At 63.3% G+C, this 17851-nt stretch carries 17 protein-coding genes and 3 pseudogenes; 8 read left to right on the plus strand and 12 right to left on the minus strand.

Annotation, left to right across the window (positions count from 1 at the left end):
- Window positions 1-63: 63 nt before the first annotated feature.
- Window positions 64-1026 (minus strand): malate dehydrogenase, encoded by a 963-nt coding sequence (mdh, locus tag H9L14_RS10105; RefSeq protein WP_187708000.1) that lies wholly within the window; start codon window positions 1024-1026, stop codon window positions 64-66.
- Between the two features lie 176 nt (window positions 1027-1202).
- Here mdh and H9L14_RS10110 point away from each other — a divergent pair, with 176 nt between their 5' ends.
- Window positions 1203-1601 (plus strand): hypothetical protein, encoded by a 399-nt coding sequence (locus H9L14_RS10110; protein WP_187708001.1) that lies wholly within the window; start codon window positions 1203-1205, stop codon window positions 1599-1601.
- A 7-nt stretch (window positions 1602-1608) separates the two neighbouring features.
- Here H9L14_RS10110 and H9L14_RS10115 read toward each other — a convergent pair whose 3' ends face one another.
- Window positions 1609-1809: a hypothetical protein gene (locus H9L14_RS10115; protein ID WP_187708002.1), complete on the minus strand. Its 201-nt coding sequence runs from the start codon at window positions 1807-1809 to the stop codon at window positions 1609-1611.
- An 82-nt stretch (window positions 1810-1891) separates the two neighbouring features.
- Window positions 1892-2152 carry a circumsporozoite protein gene (locus tag H9L14_RS10120; protein ID WP_343070181.1) on the minus strand — a complete coding sequence of 87 codons (261 nt, stop codon included), beginning with the start codon at window positions 2150-2152 and terminating at the stop codon, window positions 1892-1894.
- 183 nt (window positions 2153-2335) lie between these two features.
- Here H9L14_RS10120 and H9L14_RS10125 point away from each other — a divergent pair, with 183 nt between their 5' ends.
- The 7 genes and pseudogenes from H9L14_RS10125 to groL all read left to right on the plus strand — a co-directional run bounded on the left by H9L14_RS10125 (window position 2336) and on the right by groL (window position 11392).
- Window positions 2336-3298 carry a metalloregulator ArsR/SmtB family transcription factor gene (locus H9L14_RS10125; protein WP_187708003.1) on the plus strand — a complete coding sequence of 321 codons (963 nt, stop codon included), beginning with the start codon at window positions 2336-2338 and terminating at the stop codon, window positions 3296-3298.
- Window positions 3295-4200: a methylenetetrahydrofolate reductase gene (gene metF / locus H9L14_RS10130; RefSeq protein WP_187708004.1), complete on the plus strand. Its 906-nt coding sequence runs from the start codon at window positions 3295-3297 to the stop codon at window positions 4198-4200. Before H9L14_RS10125 ends, metF begins: the two co-directional genes overlap by 4 nt.
- Window positions 4197-5243: a homocysteine S-methyltransferase family protein gene (locus tag H9L14_RS10135; RefSeq protein ID WP_187708005.1), complete on the plus strand. Its 1047-nt coding sequence runs from the start codon at window positions 4197-4199 to the stop codon at window positions 5241-5243. Before metF ends, H9L14_RS10135 begins: the two co-directional genes overlap by 4 nt.
- Window position 5244: 1 nt before the next feature.
- A pseudogene (gene metH, locus H9L14_RS10140) lies at window positions 5245-7862 on the plus strand (methionine synthase).
- Between the two features lie 52 nt (window positions 7863-7914).
- Window positions 7915-9291 (plus strand): MATE family efflux transporter, encoded by a 1377-nt coding sequence (locus H9L14_RS10145; protein ID WP_222949804.1) that lies wholly within the window; start codon window positions 7915-7917, stop codon window positions 9289-9291.
- Window positions 9292-9411: 120 nt separating this feature from the next.
- Window positions 9412-9699, plus strand: coding sequence for a co-chaperone GroES (gene groES / locus H9L14_RS10150; protein ID WP_187708007.1), 288 nt, complete (start codon window positions 9412-9414; stop codon window positions 9697-9699).
- Between the two features lie 52 nt (window positions 9700-9751).
- Window positions 9752-11392 (plus strand): chaperonin GroEL, encoded by a 1641-nt coding sequence (gene groL / locus H9L14_RS10155; protein ID WP_187708008.1) that lies wholly within the window; start codon window positions 9752-9754, stop codon window positions 11390-11392.
- 71 nt (window positions 11393-11463) lie between these two features.
- Here the strand turns inward: groL and H9L14_RS10160 are convergent, their stop codons facing one another.
- From H9L14_RS10160 to H9L14_RS15955, 9 genes and pseudogenes are all read right to left on the minus strand, one after another.
- A complete protein-coding gene (locus H9L14_RS10160) occupies window positions 11464-12000 on the minus strand; it encodes a M20/M25/M40 family metallo-hydrolase (protein ID WP_187708009.1) in 537 nt (178 codons plus the stop codon).
- Window positions 11934-12575, minus strand: coding sequence for a M20/M25/M40 family metallo-hydrolase (locus tag H9L14_RS10165; RefSeq protein ID WP_246444079.1), 642 nt, complete (start codon window positions 12573-12575; stop codon window positions 11934-11936). Before H9L14_RS10165 ends, H9L14_RS10160 begins: the two co-directional genes overlap by 67 nt.
- Window positions 12569-12931 carry a hypothetical protein gene (locus H9L14_RS10170; protein ID WP_187708011.1) on the minus strand — a complete coding sequence of 121 codons (363 nt, stop codon included), beginning with the start codon at window positions 12929-12931 and terminating at the stop codon, window positions 12569-12571. The genes H9L14_RS10165 and H9L14_RS10170 overlap by 7 nt, the downstream gene beginning before the upstream one ends.
- Window positions 12932-12956: 25 nt before the next feature.
- Window positions 12957-14465 carry a M20/M25/M40 family metallo-hydrolase gene (locus H9L14_RS10175; RefSeq protein WP_343070182.1) on the minus strand — a complete coding sequence of 503 codons (1509 nt, stop codon included), beginning with the start codon at window positions 14463-14465 and terminating at the stop codon, window positions 12957-12959.
- Window positions 14446-15559, minus strand: a pseudogene (zapE, locus tag H9L14_RS10180) (cell division protein ZapE). The gene H9L14_RS10175 and the pseudogene zapE overlap by 20 nt, the downstream one beginning before the upstream one ends.
- Complete coding sequence (locus tag H9L14_RS10185) at window positions 15556-16053, minus strand: PaaI family thioesterase (protein WP_187708013.1); 498 nt, start codon at window positions 16051-16053, stop codon at window positions 15556-15558. The pseudogene zapE and the gene H9L14_RS10185 overlap by 4 nt, the downstream one beginning before the upstream one ends.
- A pseudogene (locus tag H9L14_RS10190) lies at window positions 16050-16828 on the minus strand (succinate dehydrogenase iron-sulfur subunit). The gene H9L14_RS10185 and the pseudogene H9L14_RS10190 overlap by 4 nt, the downstream one beginning before the upstream one ends.
- A gap of 52 nt (window positions 16829-16880) precedes the next feature.
- Window positions 16881-17339, minus strand: coding sequence for a peroxiredoxin (locus tag H9L14_RS10195; RefSeq protein WP_187708014.1), 459 nt, complete (start codon window positions 17337-17339; stop codon window positions 16881-16883).
- Window positions 17336-17851, minus strand: a complete 516-nt coding sequence (locus H9L14_RS15955; RefSeq protein WP_425506910.1) for a [protein-PII] uridylyltransferase family protein — start codon at window positions 17849-17851, stop codon at window positions 17336-17338. The genes H9L14_RS10195 and H9L14_RS15955 overlap by 4 nt, the downstream gene beginning before the upstream one ends.

Here is a 17851-nt window from a genome sequence, read left to right on the forward strand (position 1 = left end):
CAAATTGAAACGGCTTTCGACCTACGCAGCCCTTATTTCGCCCGGAGACGAGGATGCCTGTCCCTACGCGAGGCTCTCGTCGATCCCCTTACAGGCAACCAGCAGTTCCTTCACTGCATCGACGCTGACCTGGAGATTCTTCTTCGCCTCGTCGTCGAGAGCGATCTCGATGATCTCCTCGGCGCCATTGGCACCGATCACCACCGGCACGCCGACGTAGAGACCGTCGAGCCCATACTTCCCCTCGACATAGACGGCGCACGGCAGGATGCGCTTCTGGTCGCCGAGATAGGCCTCGGCCATCGCGATCGCGCTGGTCGCCGGAGCGTAATAAGCCGAGCCGGTCTTCAGCAGCGCGACGATCTCGCCGCCGCCGCCGCGGGTGCGCTTGACGATCTCGTCGATGCGCTCCTTGGTCGATCTGCCCATCTTGACCAAATCGTCGAGGGGAATGCCGCTGATCGTCGTGTAGCTGGTGACCGGGACCATCGTGTCGCCGTGGCCGCCCAGGACGAAAGCGTTGACGTCGCGAACACTGACACCGAATTCCTGCGCCAGGAAGGTCGCGAAGCGCGCGCTGTCGAGGACACCGGCCATTCCGACCACCCTGTTGTGCGGAAGGCCCGAGAATTCGCGCAGCGCCCAGACCATCGCGTCGAGCGGGTTGGTAATGCAGATGACGAAAGCGTTCGGGCAATGCTCCTTGATGCCCGCGCCGACCGCCTTCATCACCTTGAGATTGATGCCGAGCAGGTCGTCGCGGCTCATCCCCGGTTTGCGCGGGACGCCGGCCGTGACGATGACCACGTCCGCGCCGGCAATGTCTGCATAATCGTTGGTCCCAGTGAGCTTCGCGTCGAAGCCATCGATCGGCCCGCACTGGCTGAGATCCAGCGCCTTGCCCTGAGGAATGCCCTCGGCGATGTCGAACAGGATTATGTCCCCGAGCTCGCGCATGGCCGCGAGGTGAGCGAGCGTTCCGCCGATCATTCCGGCGCCAATGAGGGCGATCTTCTTGCGGGCCATTAAGCTGCTGCTTTCCTTCTGATGTCGCTTGGCGCCGAGGACCGGCGCGGTGAATTGGCGGCGCTCTAGACCGCTGGCGGGAGTCGGGCAACCGGTGGCCGCAGCGCCAATTGCTGACGCCTTGCTAACCTCTAACGGTCAGGCGTTGTTTAGGTAACATGGGTTAGAAGGACACCATGGGAAGGTATATCTTGGTCGCGAGCATCGCGATGATCGCCTGCGCCGGCATGGCTAGCGCCAAGCCGGAGCACGCTGGACATGGCAAGAACAGGCCCGGCAACGTCACTGATCAGGGCCCGGTCGGCTACGGAATCGGAGGCTGCCCGCCGGGCCTTCGGAGCAAGAATCCGGAATGCATGCCACCCGGACAGTACAAGAAGCAGTTCGAGGTAGGGCAGCGCGTTCCGAAGGGCTATGACGGCCTTCGCAGCTATAACTCGCTGCCGTACGAGATGAGGATGCGCTACGGCGGCGCCCTCGATCCGCAGGCGCGCTACATCTACGACCAGAATTACCTCTATCGGGTCGATCCGGCGACGATGGTCGTCCGTCAGATCCTGCGCTCGATCCTCTAGGGTAGGGCTAAAATGTGGTGGAAGATCCCTCCGCGTTGTCCTCAGAGACCGCGCTGTCGTCGACATTTTCCAGACTGGCGGGTGCCTGATCCAGCAGATTGGCGGCGTCGTCGAGCTGACGGTTTTCCTCAGCCGTGGGGACGGCCTGATCGCGGCTGCAGGCTATAAGGCACAGCAGCACGGCGGCAAGACAGGCTAGCTTCGACATTTCACCCAGGTAGCACTGCCATCAAGTCGCAAAAAAGGGCCGCGCAGCGAAGCCGCGCGACCCTCCCTCAACTCAGAAACGCTTAGTTGGCTGCGTTCGAAGCCGCGTTGCTGACGGCGTCAGCAGCGTTGTCGACCGCGGCGCCGGCGTTGTCGATCGCGTTGCCGGCTGCGTCGAGCGCGTTGTCGGCAGCGTTACCGGCGTCGGTGGTCGCCGCATTGACGTCCTCGTTCGCCGCATTCTCGACGTTCGCTTCGTTACCGGCAGCATTTTCCTCGGTCTTGGCTTGGCACGCGGCCAGGCCGAGCGCGAGGACCGCAACGGTCACTGCAATCTTCTTCATGATCGTTCCACTCCCAGTTGGACCCTAAGCCGGGTCCGGGCTCGGCCTACCGATGATCGTCAGGCCAGCGCGGGCCATTACAGGCGGCTCCGAACCCGCGCAATCGTGAAATGAGGTGAATTTTACAACGCAGCGACCGGCGTTTACGTTGACATATAAAGTTTTCTTTATATCACCCCAAACATGGAAGCGCAGCCGCTCGCAGACCTGTTACAGGCCCTCGCCGACCCGACGCGGCTGCGGATTCTCGCACTTTTGCGCCGAATGGAACTTTCGGTCGGCGAGCTTGCGATCATCCTGGATCAAAGTCAGCCGCGTGTTTCACGCCACGTTCGCATCCTCGCCGATGCGGGAATCGTGGAGCGCCGCCGCGAAGGTAGCTGGGTATTCCTGACCATCGCGCCCGAGGAGCGGACCGATCCAATGTTCGCCCTCGTAGACGCCTGGGCCGACGCCCCGAGCGAGGAGGCATTCCAGTCGGATGCGTCTAAGCTCGACCGTATCCGCACCGACCGCGCCGAGGCCGCGGGCCGCTACTTCAGCTCTCACGCCGACACCTGGGACTCGATCCGGTCCCTCCACGTCGCAGAAAGCGAAGTCGAAGAGGCGATCGGGCGCGCCCTGGGCGACCAGCCGCTCGGCCGCCTCGTCGACATCGGCACCGGCACCGGCCGGATGATCGAGCTGTTCGGGCGCAGCGCACTCCAGTCGGTTGGCATCGACCGTTCATCGGAAATGCTCCGGCTGGCGCGAGTGAAGCTCGAAGCGGCAGGCATCCCGTCCAGCCTCCGCCAAGGCGATATGTACGCGCTCCCGCTAGATGACTGCAGCGCCGACACGGTCATCATCCACCAGGTGCTGCACTATGCGCACTCGCCGGCTGCAGCGATCGACGAGGCGTCTCGCGTGCTGGCCCCCGGCGGCCGCCTACTGATCGTTGATTTCGCCGCTCATGAGCGCGAAGAATTGCGGACCACGGACGCGCACATTCGTCTCGGCTTCGACGACCAGACCATGGCCACGTGGTTCAAGGCTGCGGGCATCTCCGTCGAACAGGTCGAGCACCTCGAGGGCGGCGAACTGACCGTCACCCTCTGGCTCGGCGCCAAGGCCGGCGTGCGCCAACGCCAGCGGAGGGCCGCATGAACCGCCATCTGCCCGATGAAGTCGGCGGCAAGCCTTTGTTCTCCGAAGCTCGGGGCGACATCCAGGTTAGCTTCGAGTTCTTTCCGCCGAAGACTGAGAAGATGGCCGAGACCCTTTGGGATTCGGTGCAAACTCTCGCACCGCTTCACCCGCGCTTTGTATCGGTGACCTACGGGGCCGGCGGATCGACCCGTGAGCGCACGCACCAGACGGTCGAGCGCATCCTCAAAGAAACCGACCTGACCCCGGCCGCGCACCTCACCTGCGTCGCCGCGAGCAAAGCCGAGATCGACGAGATCGCCCGCGACTATTGGGACCTCGGCGTACGTAACATCGTCGCCCTGCGCGGCGACCCGCCCGAAGCCGGTACGAAGTACCAGCCGCATCCCGAAGGCTATCGCGACGCCTGCGAGCTGGTCGCTGGTTTGAAGGCGGTCGCGCCGTTCGACATCTCGGTGGCGGCCTATCCGGAGATCCACCCGGATTCTCGTGACCGGACATTCGACCTCGAAAACCTGAAGAAGAAGGTCGACGCGGGCGCGGATCGAGCGATCACGCAATTCTTCTTTTCCGCAGACTGCTTCTTCCGCTTCCGCGACGAAGCCGCTGCTGCCGGCATCGACGTCGAGATCGTTCCGGGAATCCTGCCCGTCTCGAACGTCGCCACGACCCGCCGCTTCGCAGCAAGCTGCGGCGCGGCGATCCCCAAATGGCTGGACGACCTGTTCGAAGGCCTCGACGACCTTCCAGCAGCACGCCAGCTGATCGCCGCGACCGTCGCTGCGGAGCTGTGTGGACAGCTCTACGCGGGCGGCGTTCGCCACTTCCATTTCTACACTTTGAACCGGGCGGAGCTTTCCTATGCGATCTGCCACCTGCTCGGCGTGAGGGCACAGGCATGAGCGCTTCCCAGACACTCCGAGCCGAAGCCGCCAAGCGCATCCTGATCAAGGATGGTCCCTACGGCACCGGTATCCAGGGCGAGAGATTGTCCGCGGAGGCCTATTGCGCAGGCCTCGACCTGATGAAGGACCAGAAGGGCAATAACGACCTTCTGAACATCACCCAGTCGCAAATCGTCCGCGCCATTTGCGAGCGGTTTGCTGACTCTGGCGCTGAGATCCTCGCCACCAACACCTTCAACGCCAACCGCATCAGCCAGGCCGACTATGCTGCCGAGCATTTGGTCGGCGACATCAATCGCAAGTCGGCCCTGATCATGCGCGAAGTTGCTGACCGCTACACGGCCAAGGACGGTCGCCCACGCTGGGTCGCCGGAGCGCTCGGCCCGACCAACAAGACGCTGTCGCTGTCGCCGGACGTCAACGACCCCGCCTATCGCGAAGTCGACTTCGACACGGTGAAGCATGTCTATCGCGAGCAGATCGACGCGCTTGTGGAGGGGGGAGTCGATTTCATCCTCGTCGAGACCGTGTTCGATACGCTCAATGCCAAGGCCGCAATCATGGCGACGCTCGAAGCCGAGCAGGCGCTCGGTCGCGAGCTCCCGCTGATGGTCTCGATGACCCTCACCGACCTCAGCGGCCGCAATCTCTCAGGCCACACGGTCGAAGCCTTCTGGGCCACCGTCCGCCACGCCAAGCCGGTGACGATCGGCCTAAATTGCTCGTTTGGCGCCTCGCAGATTCGCCCGCACCTGGTCGCGCTGAACACGCTCGCCGACACGTTGATCATGGCCTACCCGAACGCCGGCCTTCCCAACGACCTCGGCGAATATGACGAAGCCGCGTCCGAAACCGCCGCCCAGGTCAGCGAGTGGTTCGACGCCGGTCTCGTCAACATCGTCGGCGGCTGCTGCGGCACCACGCCCGCCCACATCGCCGCGATCGCCCAGGCCGCGCAGGGCCGCGCTCCCCGGCAAGTGCCGACCGCTGCCCGCCAAACCCTCCTCGCTGGACTCGAACCGATGGTGATTGCTGCCTGACATGGAAGTTTCGAAGGTAAATCAGGCAGGCGCGGGCGCGCGCTTCGTAAACGTAGGCGAGCGGACCAACGTCACCGGTTCGGCCAAGTTCAAGAAGCTGATCCTCGCGGGCGATTACGACGCCGCGGTCGAGGTGGCTCGCGACCAGGTCGAGAACGGCGCGCAGATTATCGACGTCAACATGGACGAGGCTTTGCTCGATTCAGAGCAGGCGATGACCATTTTCCTGAAGCGCATCGCCGCCGAGCCGGACATCGCCCGCGTTCCGGTGATGATCGACAGCTCCAAGTGGAGCGTAATCGAGGCGGGGCTCAAGTGCGTGTCGGGCAAGCCGATCGTCAATTCGATCAGCATGAAGGAAGGCGAAGCGCCGTTCCTTGAACTCGCCCGCAAGTGCCGCGCTTATGGTGCTGCGGTCGTCGTCATGGCGTTCGACGAAGTCGGGCAAGCCGACACTGCCGAACGCAAGATCGAGATTTGCGAGCGCGCCTACAAATTGCTCACAGCCGACGGGTTCGAGCCGCAGGACATCATCTTCGACCCGAACGTCTTCGCAATCGCGACCGGCATCGACGAGCACCGCCGCTACGCAATCGACTTCATCGAAGCGACGGCCGAGATCCGCCGCCGCTGTCCGGGCGTCCATATCTCGGGCGGCCTGTCGAACCTCAGCTTCTCGTTCCGCGGCAATGAGCCCGTTCGCCGCGCGATGCACAGCGTCTTCCTCTACCACGCCATCCCGGCGGGGATGGACATGGGCATCGTCAACGCCGGTCAGCTCGAAGTCTATGACCAGATCGATCCCGAACTCCGCGATGCAGTCGAGGACGTCATCCTCGACCGCAACGAAGACGCGACCGAGACGCTGATCACGCTCGCCGAACGCTACAAGGGAACCGACGCCGCCGAGGAAAAGAAGCTCGCGGAATGGCGCAGCCTGCCGGTGACCGAGCGCCTGTCCTACGCACTCGTGAAAGGCATCGACGCCCACATCGTAGAGGACACCGAGGAAGCTCGCCTGGTGGCGGAGCGTCCGATCCACGTCATCGAAGGCCCGCTGATGGACGGCATGAACGTCGTCGGCGACCTGTTCGGGTCCGGCAAGATGTTCCTGCCTCAGGTCGTGAAGTCCGCCCGCGTGATGAAGAAGGCCGTTGCCCACCTCATCCCGTTCATCGAGGCGGAAAAGGAAAAGACCGGTGCCACGCAGGGCAAGGGCCGCATCGTGATGGCGACCGTGAAGGGCGACGTTCACGACATCGGCAAGAATATCGTCGGTGTCGTCCTGCAGTGTAACGGCTTCGAGGTCATCGACCTCGGCGTGATGGTCCCGTGGCAGACGATCCTCGAGTGCGCCAACGACAACGACGCGGACATGATCGGCCTTTCCGGCCTGATCACCCCGTCGCTGGATGAGATGGTGACCGTCGCGGGAGAGATGCAACGCCTCGGCCTCAAGACCCCGCTGTTGATCGGCGGAGCGACGACCAGCAAGGCACATACGGCCCTTCGTATCGACCCCGCCTACGAAGGCCCGGTCATCCACGTTCTCGACGCCAGCCGTGCAGTCGGTGTCGCGTCGTCGCTGGTGTCCGACACGCAGTGCGAGCCGCTCCTGGCCAAAACCGCCGAAGAATATGAGGCCCTCCGCATCGCCCGCGCACGCAGTGGTCAGAGCGAGCTCGCAAGCATTGCAGACGCCCGCGCCAATGGCTTTGCCTACGATCCGTCCGGCCAGGCACCTGCGCCGGTTCGCCCCGGATTACATCAGATCGGCGAATGGCCACTTCGAGATTTGAAGGCCTCGATCGATTGGACGCCCTTCTTCCGCGCTTGGGAGCTTGGCGGAAATTACCCGCAATCCTCGACGACGAAGTGGTCGGCGAAAGCGCCCGCAGCCTTTTCAACGACGCCCAGGCGATGCTGGACAAGATCATTGCGGAGCGCTGGGTGACGCCGAAAGCGACCGTCGGCCTGTGGCGCTGCAAGCGTGAGGGCGACGACGTGCTCGTCCTCGCCGGAAACGACTGGACCCGTCTGCCCTTCCTTCGCCAGCAGGTGAAAAAACGCGAGGGCCGGCCCAACATGAGCCTGGCCGACTTCATCAATCCCGAGGGCGAGGACTGGATCGGCGGCTTCGCGGTGGGAATCCACGGCCTTGAACCGCACCTCGCGCGGTTCAAGGTCGAGAACGACGATTATTCCGACATTTTGCTCAAAGCTCTGTCCGACCGCCTTGCGGAAAGCTTTGCCGAAGTGCTGCACGCCGAAGTCCGCAATCGTTTGTGGGGTTATGCGGACGAGCATTTCTCCAACGAACAGCTAATTCGCGAGAAGTATCAGGGCATTCGCCCGGCGCCGGGCTATCCCGCCTGCCCGGATCACAGCCTCAAGCCGATCCTGTTCGAAATGCTCGGCGGCCATCCCGGGGAGGTCACCCTCACCGAGAATTTCGCGATGCTTCCGACCTCGGCCGTTTCCGGATTCTACTTCGGACACCGCGACAGCCAGTATTTCGGCGTCGCCCGCATCGACGAGGATCAGCTGACGGAATATGCCGGCCGCCGCGGCGTCGATCTCGACTGCGCGCGGCGCTGGCTGAGACCGAACCTCGACTGATGCCCGTCGGCACGGCTAGGGCCGCGCCATGGATGTCGCCGTGAGCAACGCAATGGAGTCGCCCGCTCGCGACTGGAGCGATGAGCTTCGCGCAACACTGGCGCTCGCCTGGCCGCTGATCCTCGCCAACCTGACAATGCAGCTCATTCAGGCGACCGACGTGGTCCTGCTCGGCTGGCTCGGTCCCAAGGAACTCGCGGCCGCCGCACTGGCTCTAAGTCTGTCGTTTGGGATGATCCTATTCGCGTTCGGCGTGCTGACAGGCACCTCGCCGATGATGGCTTCCGCTCTTGGCAGTCGGTTCAATTCCGTCCGGGACGTCCGTCGTACCTTCCGCCAGGGACTTTGGGCGGCCGCGATGATGTCGATCCCGACGCTGATAGTCCTGTGGAACGCCGAGAGGGTCATTCTCTTCTTCGGCCAGGATTCTGAGCTCGCCCGCCTCGCGGGCTGGTTCCTGCGCGGCTACATGTGGGTCATTCCGCCCTGGATGCTGTTCCAGGTCATGCGCAACTTCCTCTCAGCACTGGAGCGGCCCGGCTGGGTGCTGGTGATCAGCACGCTCGGAATCCCACTCAATGCGATCGTCAGTTGGTCGCTGATCTTCGGGCATCTTGGCATGCCCAAGCTCGGGCTTATCGGCGGAGGCGTCGGCAGCTCGATCGTCTGGGCTGCGATGGCGCTGGCGCTGGCGCTTGTCATCCTGACCGACCGGCAGTTTCGCCGCTTCCACCTGTTCGGCCGCTTCTGGAGACCCGACTGGCCGCGATTCCGCCAATTGTTCAAGCTCGGCGGTCCGATCGGACTGACCATGGGCCTTGAAGGCGGAATCTTCAGCGCCGCGGCTTATTTGATGGGAATCTTCGGAGCACCCTCGGTCGCTGCTCACCAGATCGCGCTGCAGATCGCGGCGACGGCCTTTATGGTCCCGCTTGCGCTCGGCCAGGCAACTACTGTTCGTGTCGGCCTCGCTTATGGCAGGCAAGACCGCAAGGGCATCGGCCTTGCGGGCTGGACCTCGTTCGGTCTCAGCACCGCGTTCATGACTTTCACGGCCGTGGTGATGTTCACCTTTCCGCATCAGCTCATCACTTTGTTTCTCGCGGATACTCCGGAGAACGCCACCGTGATCGCGCTCGGCGTCTCCTTCCTGCGCATCGCGGCGCTGTTCCAGATCGTCGACGGCTGGCAGGTCGTCGGCGCCGGAATGCTGCGCGGCCTCCACGACACCCGCGTGCCGATGGTCTTCGCTCTCTTCGGCTATTGGGCGATTGGGCTGGGCGTCGGCGTCGGTCTTGCATTCGTAATGGAATGGCGAGGGGTCGGCATCTGGACCGGGCTCGCCGCGGGTCTCGGGGTTGTCGCGGTGCTGATGCTATGGCGATGGAGTCGCCGCGACAGGTTGGGCCTACTTCCAGCCGGCGCGTAAATTCTCTCCGCCCGGGGTGTTGACGCTCAGGAAAGCCAGACCCATATGCCCGCTATCGCTGGCACTCTCCTTGCGGGAGTGCCAACGCACATGTTCAACAAGAGAGACAAGGGGCTCACAATGGGTTTCAGGCCGCTTCACGACCGCGTTCTCGTCCGCCGCATCGAGGCTGATGAGAAGACGACGGGCGGAATCATCATTCCCGACACCGCCAAGGAAAAGCCGCAGGAAGGCGAAGTCATCTCCGTCGGCACCGGCGCTCGCAGCGACGAAGGCAAGGTCACGCCGCTCGACGTCAAGGCTGGCGACAAGATCCTGTTCGGCAAGTGGTCGGGCACCGAGGTCAAGATCGACGGTGAAGACCTGATCATCATGAAGGAAAGCGACATCCTCGGGATCGTCGGCTGACCCTTCGTCACCGTGAACATTCGTGAACATTCGAAATTGAAAGGGTAGCCAGATGGCAGCCAAGGACGTGAAATTCAGCCGTGACGCGCGTGAGCGCATTCTCCGCGGCGTCGACATTCTCGCCGACGCAGTGAAGGTGACGCTCGGTCCCAAGGGCCGCAACGTCGTCATCGACAAGAGCTTCGGCGCTCCGCGCATCACCAAGGACGGCGTCACCGTCGCCAAGGAGATCGAGCTCAAGGACAAGTTCGAGAACATGGGCGCGCAGATGCTGCGCGAAGTCGCTTCGAAGACGAACGACCTTGCCGGCGACGGCACCACGACCGCGACCGTCCTCGCTCAGTCGATCGTCCGTGAGGGCATGAAGTCGGTTGCGGCCGGCATGAACCCGATGGATCTGAAGCGCGGCATCGACATCGCCGTTTCCAAGGTCGTCGAAGACCTCAAGAGCCGCTCGAAGGCCGTTTCGGGCAGCCAGGAAATCGCCCAGGTCGGAATCATCTCCGCAAACGGCGACAAGGAAGTTGGCGAGAAGATCGCCGAAGCCATGGAAAAGGTCGGCAAGGAAGGCGTGATTACGGTTGAAGAGGCCAAGGGTCTCGAGTTCGAGCTGGACGTTGTCGAAGGCATGCAGTTCGACCGCGGCTATTTGTCGCCCTACTTCATCACCAACCCAGAGAAAATGCAGGTCGAACTTACCGACCCGTACATCCTCATCCACGAGAAGAAGCTGTCGAACCTCCAGGCGATGCTTCCGATCCTGGAAGCGGTTGTCCAGAGCGGGCGTCCGCTCCTGATCATCGCCGAGGACATTGAGGGCGAGGCTCTGGCCACCCTCGTAGTCAACAAGCTGCGCGGCGGGCTCAAGGTGGCGGCAGTGAAGGCTCCGGGCTTCGGCGATCGCCGCAAGGCGATGCTCGAGGACATCGCGATCCTCACCGGCGGTGAGATGATCAGCGAAGATCTCGGCATCAAGCTTGAGAACGTCACTGTGAACATGCTGGGCCAGGCCAAGCGCGTCACCATCGACAAGGACAACACGACGATCGTCGATGGCGCCGGTCAGCGTGAGGGCATCGAGGGCCGTGTGGCCGCGATCCGTCAGCAGATCGAGAACACGACGTCCGACTACGACCGTGAGAAGCTGCAGGAGCGGCTGGCGAAGCTCGCGGGCGGCGTTGCAGTGATCAAGGTCGGCGGCGCGTCCGAGATCGAGGTCAAGGAGCGCAAGGACCGCGTCGACGACGCTCTCCATGCGACCCGCGCTGCGGTCGAGGAAGGCATCGTTCCGGGCGGTGGCACTGCCCTGCTCTACGCCACCAAGGCTCTCGAAGGCCTGAAGGGCGAGAACGACGACCAGACCCGCGGCATCGACATCATCCGCAAGGCGCTCCAGTCGCCGGTGCGGCAGATTGCCGAGAACGCAGGCCATGACGGCGCCGTGGTTGCCGGCAAGCTGATCGACGCCCAGGACCCGACGCTAGGCTTCAACGCACAGACGGAGGTCTACGAGAACCTCGTTGCGGCTGGCGTGATCGACCCGACCAAGGTCGTCCGCGCTGCGCTCCAGGATGCGGCATCGGTTGCCGGCCTGCTGATCACCACCGAAGCGGCGGTCAGTGAACTGCCCGAAGACAAGCCAGCGATGGCTGGTGCCGGCGGCATGGGCGGCATGGGCGGCATGGACTTCTAAGCCCAGGTCCAAAACGCAAAAGAGAAGGGCCGGAGGAGCGATCCTCCGGCCCATTTTTTTCGTCCTCGGTCCTACTTGCCCGCCAGATCGCGGATCATCGATTCCCAGTGCAGGATGTTGTCGGTGAGCGACTGGACGGGGATGCGCTCGTCCTTGCCGTGGGCGCGCTCGTCGTCCGGCGACACGCCCCACCCGCCGTCGACACCATAGACCGGGATCCCGCGAGCCCGGAATTCCAGGCCGTCGGTCGCACCGGTCGACATCTGGGGAATGATCGGCTGATTCGGGAACCGGGCGTGAACCGCCTTGGTATAGGCGCTCACCACATCAGGCCTAAGCGGCGAGACCGGTGTTGGACGGCCGGCATCTGCGTCCGGGGTAACCTCGACATTCGGGCCCACCAGCCTCTTCAACTCAGCCTCGATAACCTTCGGTTCCACGCCGGGCAGGATTCGGCAGTTGACCGTTGCTTCCGCCATCTGCGGTAGGGCGTTGTCGGCATGACCGCCCTTGAGCCGCGTCGCGACACAGCGGGTGCGGGTCAGGCCAACCTCGAGCGGATCGGATTCGATGCGGTCAGCGCCCGCGCCGTCGGAGGGGTCGGCCACCCAGGCGCGCATTGCATTGCCGAGCTCGCTGTTCCCTCCTGCTTGGCCCGCTCTGTGAAATAGACCTTCGTCGTCTCGTTCAGAGCCGGCTCGAACCTGTAGCCCTGCAGCTTCTTTAGGGCGTCGGCGAGATCGTAGATCGCATTGTCGGGACGCGGCCGCGAGCTGTGGCCGCCCGGGTTGCGGGTGCGGAAATAGTAAGTCTGGAAGGTCTTCTCGGACGTCTGCAACCCGAAGCCGAGCGGCTTGCCGTCGCGGGTAAAAGCGCCGCCGCCGCCGTCCGCATTGAGCGCGAACTCCGCCTCGGTCCACTTCCGCCACTCCGTCGCACCGAGCTCGGCGCCCTTGCCCTGCGTTTCCTCGTCTCCGGTGAATAGGATGACGATATCACGGTTCGGCTTGAAGCCTGCCTCCTTGAGCTTCAGCAGCGCAACGAGCGAGGGCACGAGGCCGCCTTTGTCGTCGCCCGATCCCCGGCCGTAGAAATAACCGTCCTTCTCGACTAGCTCGAACGGGTCCGTTGTCCAGTCAGACGGAAGCGCATCGACGACGTCCATGTGGGCGAGGATCAGCATCGGCTTGTGCTTCGGAGTCCCCTCTGCCGGCCATCGAGCAATGATCGCCGCCGTGTCGTTCCCCGGCACCGACGTGTAGGGCAGGACGTGGATGTCGCTATCCGCCCATCCGGCCCCCTCAACTCGCCTGCAATGTAATTGGCCAGCTTTAGATTCTCGCCCGCGCGACCCTTCACGGTCGGCGTTTCGACCGCCGTCTTGTAGATTTCGCGCGCTTTGGCGTCCCATTTTCCCGGGAGCGCCTTCCCGCCCTTGAGCGCGGCCGCTGGCGGTGAATTGATCGGCGCCTCAACGCTCTGCGCGATCGCAGCAGTCGACGTCATGAGCGCAAGCGAAACGGCAATCGAACGGATCATAATTCCCCCTGATGAAATGCGTTGTTCAGCGGCCTGCTAGCTCCCGGATAATCGTCTCCCAGTGCACGACATCGTCGTACATCGCGCGCACTGGAATTCGCTCGTCGAGACCGTGGGCGCGCTCGTCGTCCGGCGAGATGCCCCAGCTTCCATCGACGTCGTAGACTGGAATGCCCTTGGCGCGGAAGAACGAGCCGTCGCTCGCCCCGGTCGACATCAATGGATAGACGCGCATCGCCGGGCCGTGGATCTTCTGGATCGCGTCGGTAACCGCCTTCAGCACGTCCGGCCGAAGCGGTGACGGCGGGGTCGACTGACCAATATAATTGGGATCGGGAACGACCTCGACCTTCGGGCCGACGAATTGCTGGATTTCGGACTGGACGTCCTTCGGATCGACGCCGGGCATGATGCGGCAGTTCACGGTCGCCTTCGCCATTTGCGGAAGCGCGTTGTCGGCGTGGCCGCCTTCGAGCATGGTCGCGACGCAGCGTGTACGTGTGAGGCCCACCTCGAGCGGGTTTGCCTCGATCTCATCCGCAGCCGCGCCATCGTTCGGATTTGCCAGCCAGCGGCGGATTGCCTGTCCGAGGGGGCTGTCGCCTTCCTGTTTCGCGCGCTCCTGGAAGTAGCCGCGGCTGGTGTCGTTAAGCATTGGCGTGAAGCGATGGTTCTGAAGCGCCTTCAGCGCATCCGCCAACTCGTAGATCGCATTGTCCGGCCTCGGCCGTGAACTGTGACCGCCCGGATTGTGGGTCGCCAGGAAGTAGGTTTGGAAGGTCTTTTCGGCGGTCGAAATCCCGCATCCTATAGGGCGGAAGTTCTTGTCATAGGCGCCGCAGCCGCCGTCAGCATTCAAACCAAACTCAGCCTCGGTAAGGTTGCGCCATTCGCTTGCGCCAAGCGTTGCACCAATTCCGCGCGTCTCTTCGTCGCCGCTGTAGAAGAAGATGATGTCGCGATTGGGCTTGAACCCTTCCGACATCAGCTTGACCGCGGCCATGGTCGTCGCGACGTCGCCGTTCTTCATGTCGCTCGCGCCGCGGCCAAGGAAGTAGCCGCCCTCCTCGCGGAACACGAACGGATCGTTCTTCCAGTCCTCGCGCTTGGCTTCGACCACGTCCATGTGGCCGAGAATCAGCATCGGCTTCTTGGTCGGATGCGGCGAGCGCCAGCGGACGATCAGCGCGACCGTCTTGTCGCCGGGCAGTGCCTCGTAGGGCATGACGTGAATGTCCGCCTCGGGAATTCCGGCCGCCCGAAACTGGTCGCCAAGAACCTTGGCCATTCGCGGCATCTCACCGCGATTGTGAACGGACGGAATCTCGATCGCCTGCTTAAAGACCTCGCGAGTTTTCTGCTGCCATTTCGGTTCGAGCTTGGACGGAACCGTCAACGGGTTGGTGGCGGCAAGAGCGGTCGTCGAGAACGCAACGAGGACACAAGCGAGCAGGCGCTTCATCGATTCTCCCCTCGGAAGCAGGAAGCGGAGGCTAGTGGCGAATAAAGACCGGTCAAGCGTGGTCCGTACCATGCCCTTCCGCCAGATATTCGGCGCTGCGCATTTCCTCGAGACGGCTGACGGTCCGCTGGAACTCGAAGCTGCCGTCCCCGCTGGATAAAGGCCGGAGGGTTCGGCATCGGCCGCTGCGAGCAGCTTCACGCGATGCTCGTAGAGCGCGTCGACGAGGGTCACGAAGCGCGCCGCCTCGTTACGCATCTCGCGGGTCATCACCGGGATGCCGACGATGATGACGGTGTGGAATCGCTGGGCGACGGCGAGATAGTCCGCTGCGCCGCGCGCCTCACCAACCAGCCGCTTGAACGAGAAGACGGCGACGCCCTTCAGGCTTTTCGGCACATGCAACGTCCGGCGGCCGCCGACTTCCAGCTCTTCGGTCGGAACCTTGGCGCGATCCTCGACGGGATAGTCCGTCAGCTTGAAGAAGGCAGTGCTCAGCGCCTGCGTCGCTTCCGGTCCGTTCGGAACGTGCCACACCTTCACGCCTGAGAGTCGGTCCATCCGATAGTCGGTGGGGCCGTCGACCTCGACAACGTCAAAGCGCCGTTCAATCAGGTGGATGAAAGGCAGGAACAACTCTCGGTTCAGGCCGTCCTTGTAGAGGTCGTGCGGTGGGCGGTTGGACGTCGTCACGACCCGCACTCCGCGCTCGAGCAGATGCTCGAACAGCCGCGAAAGGATCATGGCATCGGCGGGGTTGTTGACGACCATCTCGTCGAAGCAGAGCAGCTTCACTTCGTCCGCGATGTCGTCGGCAACACGCTCAAGCGGGTCGCCTTCCTCGTCCTTCCTTTTCTCGCGAAGCCTCGCGTGCGCTTCCAGCATGAAGGCATGGAAATGGACCCGTCGCTTCGGCTGAACCGCGACATGCTCGAAGGCCAGGTCCATGAGCATCGACTTGCCGCGGCCGACGCCGCCCAAAGGTAGACGCCGCTCAGGCCATCGTTCCGATTGTTGAACAGCTTGCCCAGAAGTCCGGTGCGCTTGGAATAGAGCTCCCTCTCCAGCCGGTCGAGCGCTACGACCGCCCGCTCCTGCGCGGCGTCGGGCTTTAGCTCCCCTGCCCTGACGAGCTCCTCATAGGCCCGCCCGACGGGTCCGCTCATGCCGGCGAGTTTCGCTCGCGCACACGCTTCAGCGTTCCAGTGAAGCTGTAGCAAGGCTGGTCATCCTGCTTGACCACGCCCTGCAAGAACACGTGCCCGCGGGTCTGCCGCACCAGTTCCACGTGCGCGTCGAGCGGGATCCCGACCTTGCCGCGCGAAAGGAAATGGGTGGTCATGTCGAGCGTGACGTAATGGCCCTGCTCCATCCCGGCGCAGCGGCCGCCGGCGAACATCGCCATGTCGATGAAGCTCATCACCGCGCCGCCGTGGATCGAGCCGCCCATGTTCATGTGCGCCTCGGTCGGGAACATCCGCGCCATTCCCCGGCCCGGCCCGCCCGGCTTGAACAGCAGCCGGCCGGTCGCCGCCGCGAAGGAGCTGCGCGGGAAATCGCCCCAGCTGTACCAGCCGGGATTATCCGGATCGGGTTGCGCACCCGACGGAACGCCGACGTCTTCGAGGCCGTCCTTAAACTCGTGGCCGTCTTCGCTCACGCGGCCCGTTCGGCGATCAGCTTCTTCGTTTCCGCGATAGCCTTGGCCGGGTTGAGACCCTTCGGGCACACGTTCGCGCAGTTCATGATCGTGTGACAGCGATAGAGGCGGAACGGATCTTCGAGATCGTTCAGGCGCTCACCGGTTGCTTCGTCACGGCTGTCGGCCAGCCAGCGATAAGCCTGGAGGAGAACCGCCGGCCCAAGGAAACGGTCGGAATTCCACCAATAGCTCGGGCAGCCCGTGGAGCAGCAGAAGCAAAGGATGCACTCGTAAAGGCCATCCAGCTTCGCGCGGTCTTCCGGCGACTGTAGCCGTTCGCGCCCGGACGGAGCCGGAGTAACGGTCTTCAGCCAAGGCTGGATCGACGAATATTGCGCGTAGGCGTGAGTCAGGTCGGGAACGAGGTCCTTCACCACTTCCATGTGCGGCAGCGGCGTGATTGTTACGTCGCCCTTGATGTCGCCGATCGCTGTCGTGCAGGCGAGGCCGTTGCGACCGTCCATGTTCATCGAGCAGGAGCCGCAAATGCCTTCGCGGCAGGATCGGCGAAACGTCAGTGTCGAGTCGACCTCGTTCTTGATGCGGATCAGCGCGTCGAGAACCATCGGGCCGGTCTTGTCGAGGTCGAGCGTGTAAGTATCGACCCGCGGATTGTGCCGGTGTCGGGATCGTAGCGATAGATCTTGAACGTTTTCAGCCGCGTGCCCTGCTCGGCGGCGTGCGTCTTGCCCTTGGAGACGCGGCTGTTCTTCGGAAGGCGAAACTCGGCCAAGGCCTGCTCCTGAAAAGTCTTGTGGGGGCGCTATCACCCGCGCCCTTTCATTTCAAATCGTGGACGCGGCCTTCAGCACTTCCTGCGCGTGTCCCGGCACCTTCACCTTGCGCCACGCGCGGGTAACCTTCCCGTCGGCGCCGATAAGAAAAGTCGCGCGCTCCATCCCCATATATTTGCGGCCGTACATCGACTTTTCTATCCACGTCCCGAAGGCGTCGGAAATCCGTCCGTCCTCATCGGAGGCCAGCGGCACGGCGAGGTCATACTTGCTGATGAATTTCTCATGCTTCTTCATCGGGTCACGGGAGACTCCAATGACCTTCACGCCGGCTTTTTTGTAGTCGCCCGCAAGCTCGGTGAAGTCCTGCGCCTCACGCGTGCAGCCCGACGTGTCGTCCTTCGGATAAAAGTACAGCACGAGCGGCTGACCGGGAGACGACAGATCGACGGTGCTTCCATCGCTCGACGTCACTTGAAGCGCCGGAGCCTTGTCGCCTTCGCTGATCATTGAGCTTCCCTCACCGATTTCCAGAGCTGGGCGATCCTCTGCCGCGCCTCGTCGTGAGCCGCAAGCAGCGAATCCCAGCCTTCATGGCCGCACAAGGCGGCTACCAATGACCTCGACTTTTCGGACGGCTCGTTGCTGTCCGGAGCGATCAACCGCATCACCACAAGCATACGGCTCAACAATCTCAGATCCGGGTCGTAGCTGGGGTCGATCAGGCCATGCTCAGCCAGGCCTTCGATCGCATGCTCGAGGCGCGGGTCGAGACCTTTCCCGTGGATGAGTTGCAGCGTGTGGACCGCGAACTCGAGATCCACGAGGCCGCCCGGACCAAGTTTGATGTCGAGCGGTCCGGACGGCTTCTTATGGCGAGCCATGTCTTCGCGCATCTTCGCCGCATCGGCGCGGGTCTTCTTCGGATCGCGATTGGTCGAGAGAATCGATTGGATCGTCCGGGCCAACTGCTCACGCTTTTCCGGGGACCCGTAGATCGGCCGCGCACGGCAGAGCGCCAT

The sequence above is a fragment of the Sphingomonas sediminicola genome (assembly GCF_014489515.1).
Classification (GTDB): Bacteria; Pseudomonadota; Alphaproteobacteria; order Sphingomonadales; family Sphingomonadaceae; genus Sphingomicrobium; species Sphingomicrobium sediminicola.

Coding starts and splice junctions, on each gene's coding strand:
- mdh (WP_187708000.1), bottom strand. CDS start 1,026: ATGGCCCGCAAGAAGATCGCCCTCATTGGCGCCGGAATGATCGGCGGA.
- H9L14_RS10110 (WP_187708001.1), top strand. CDS start 1,203: ATGGGAAGGTATATCTTGGTCGCGAGCATCGCGATGATCGCCTGCGCC.
- H9L14_RS10115 (WP_187708002.1), bottom strand. CDS start 1,809: ATGTCGAAGCTAGCCTGTCTTGCCGCCGTGCTGCTGTGCCTTATAGCC.
- H9L14_RS10120 (WP_343070181.1), bottom strand. CDS start 2,152: ATGAAGAAGATTGCAGTGACCGTTGCGGTCCTCGCGCTCGGCCTGGCC.
- H9L14_RS10125 (WP_187708003.1), top strand. CDS start 2,336: ATGGAAGCGCAGCCGCTCGCAGACCTGTTACAGGCCCTCGCCGACCCG.
- metF (WP_187708004.1), top strand. CDS start 3,295: ATGAACCGCCATCTGCCCGATGAAGTCGGCGGCAAGCCTTTGTTCTCC.
- H9L14_RS10135 (WP_187708005.1), top strand. CDS start 4,197: ATGAGCGCTTCCCAGACACTCCGAGCCGAAGCCGCCAAGCGCATCCTG.
- H9L14_RS10145 (WP_222949804.1), top strand. CDS start 7,915: ATGGAGTCGCCCGCTCGCGACTGGAGCGATGAGCTTCGCGCAACACTG.
- groES (WP_187708007.1), top strand. CDS start 9,412: ATGGGTTTCAGGCCGCTTCACGACCGCGTTCTCGTCCGCCGCATCGAG.
- groL (WP_187708008.1), top strand. CDS start 9,752: ATGGCAGCCAAGGACGTGAAATTCAGCCGTGACGCGCGTGAGCGCATT.
- H9L14_RS10165 (WP_246444079.1), bottom strand. CDS start 12,575: ATGCTGATCCTCGCCCACATGGACGTCGTCGATGCGCTTCCGTCTGAC.
- H9L14_RS10170 (WP_187708011.1), bottom strand. CDS start 12,931: ATGATCCGTTCGATTGCCGTTTCGCTTGCGCTCATGACGTCGACTGCT.
- H9L14_RS10175 (WP_343070182.1), bottom strand. CDS start 14,465: ATGGTACGGACCACGCTTGACCGGTCTTTATTCGCCACTAGCCTCCGC.
- H9L14_RS10195 (WP_187708014.1), bottom strand. CDS start 17,339: ATGATCAGCGAAGGCGACAAGGCTCCGGCGCTTCAAGTGACGTCGAGC.
- H9L14_RS15955 (WP_425506910.1), bottom strand. CDS start 17,851: ATGGCGCTCTGCCGTGCGCGGCCGATCTACGGGTCCCCGGAAAAGCGT.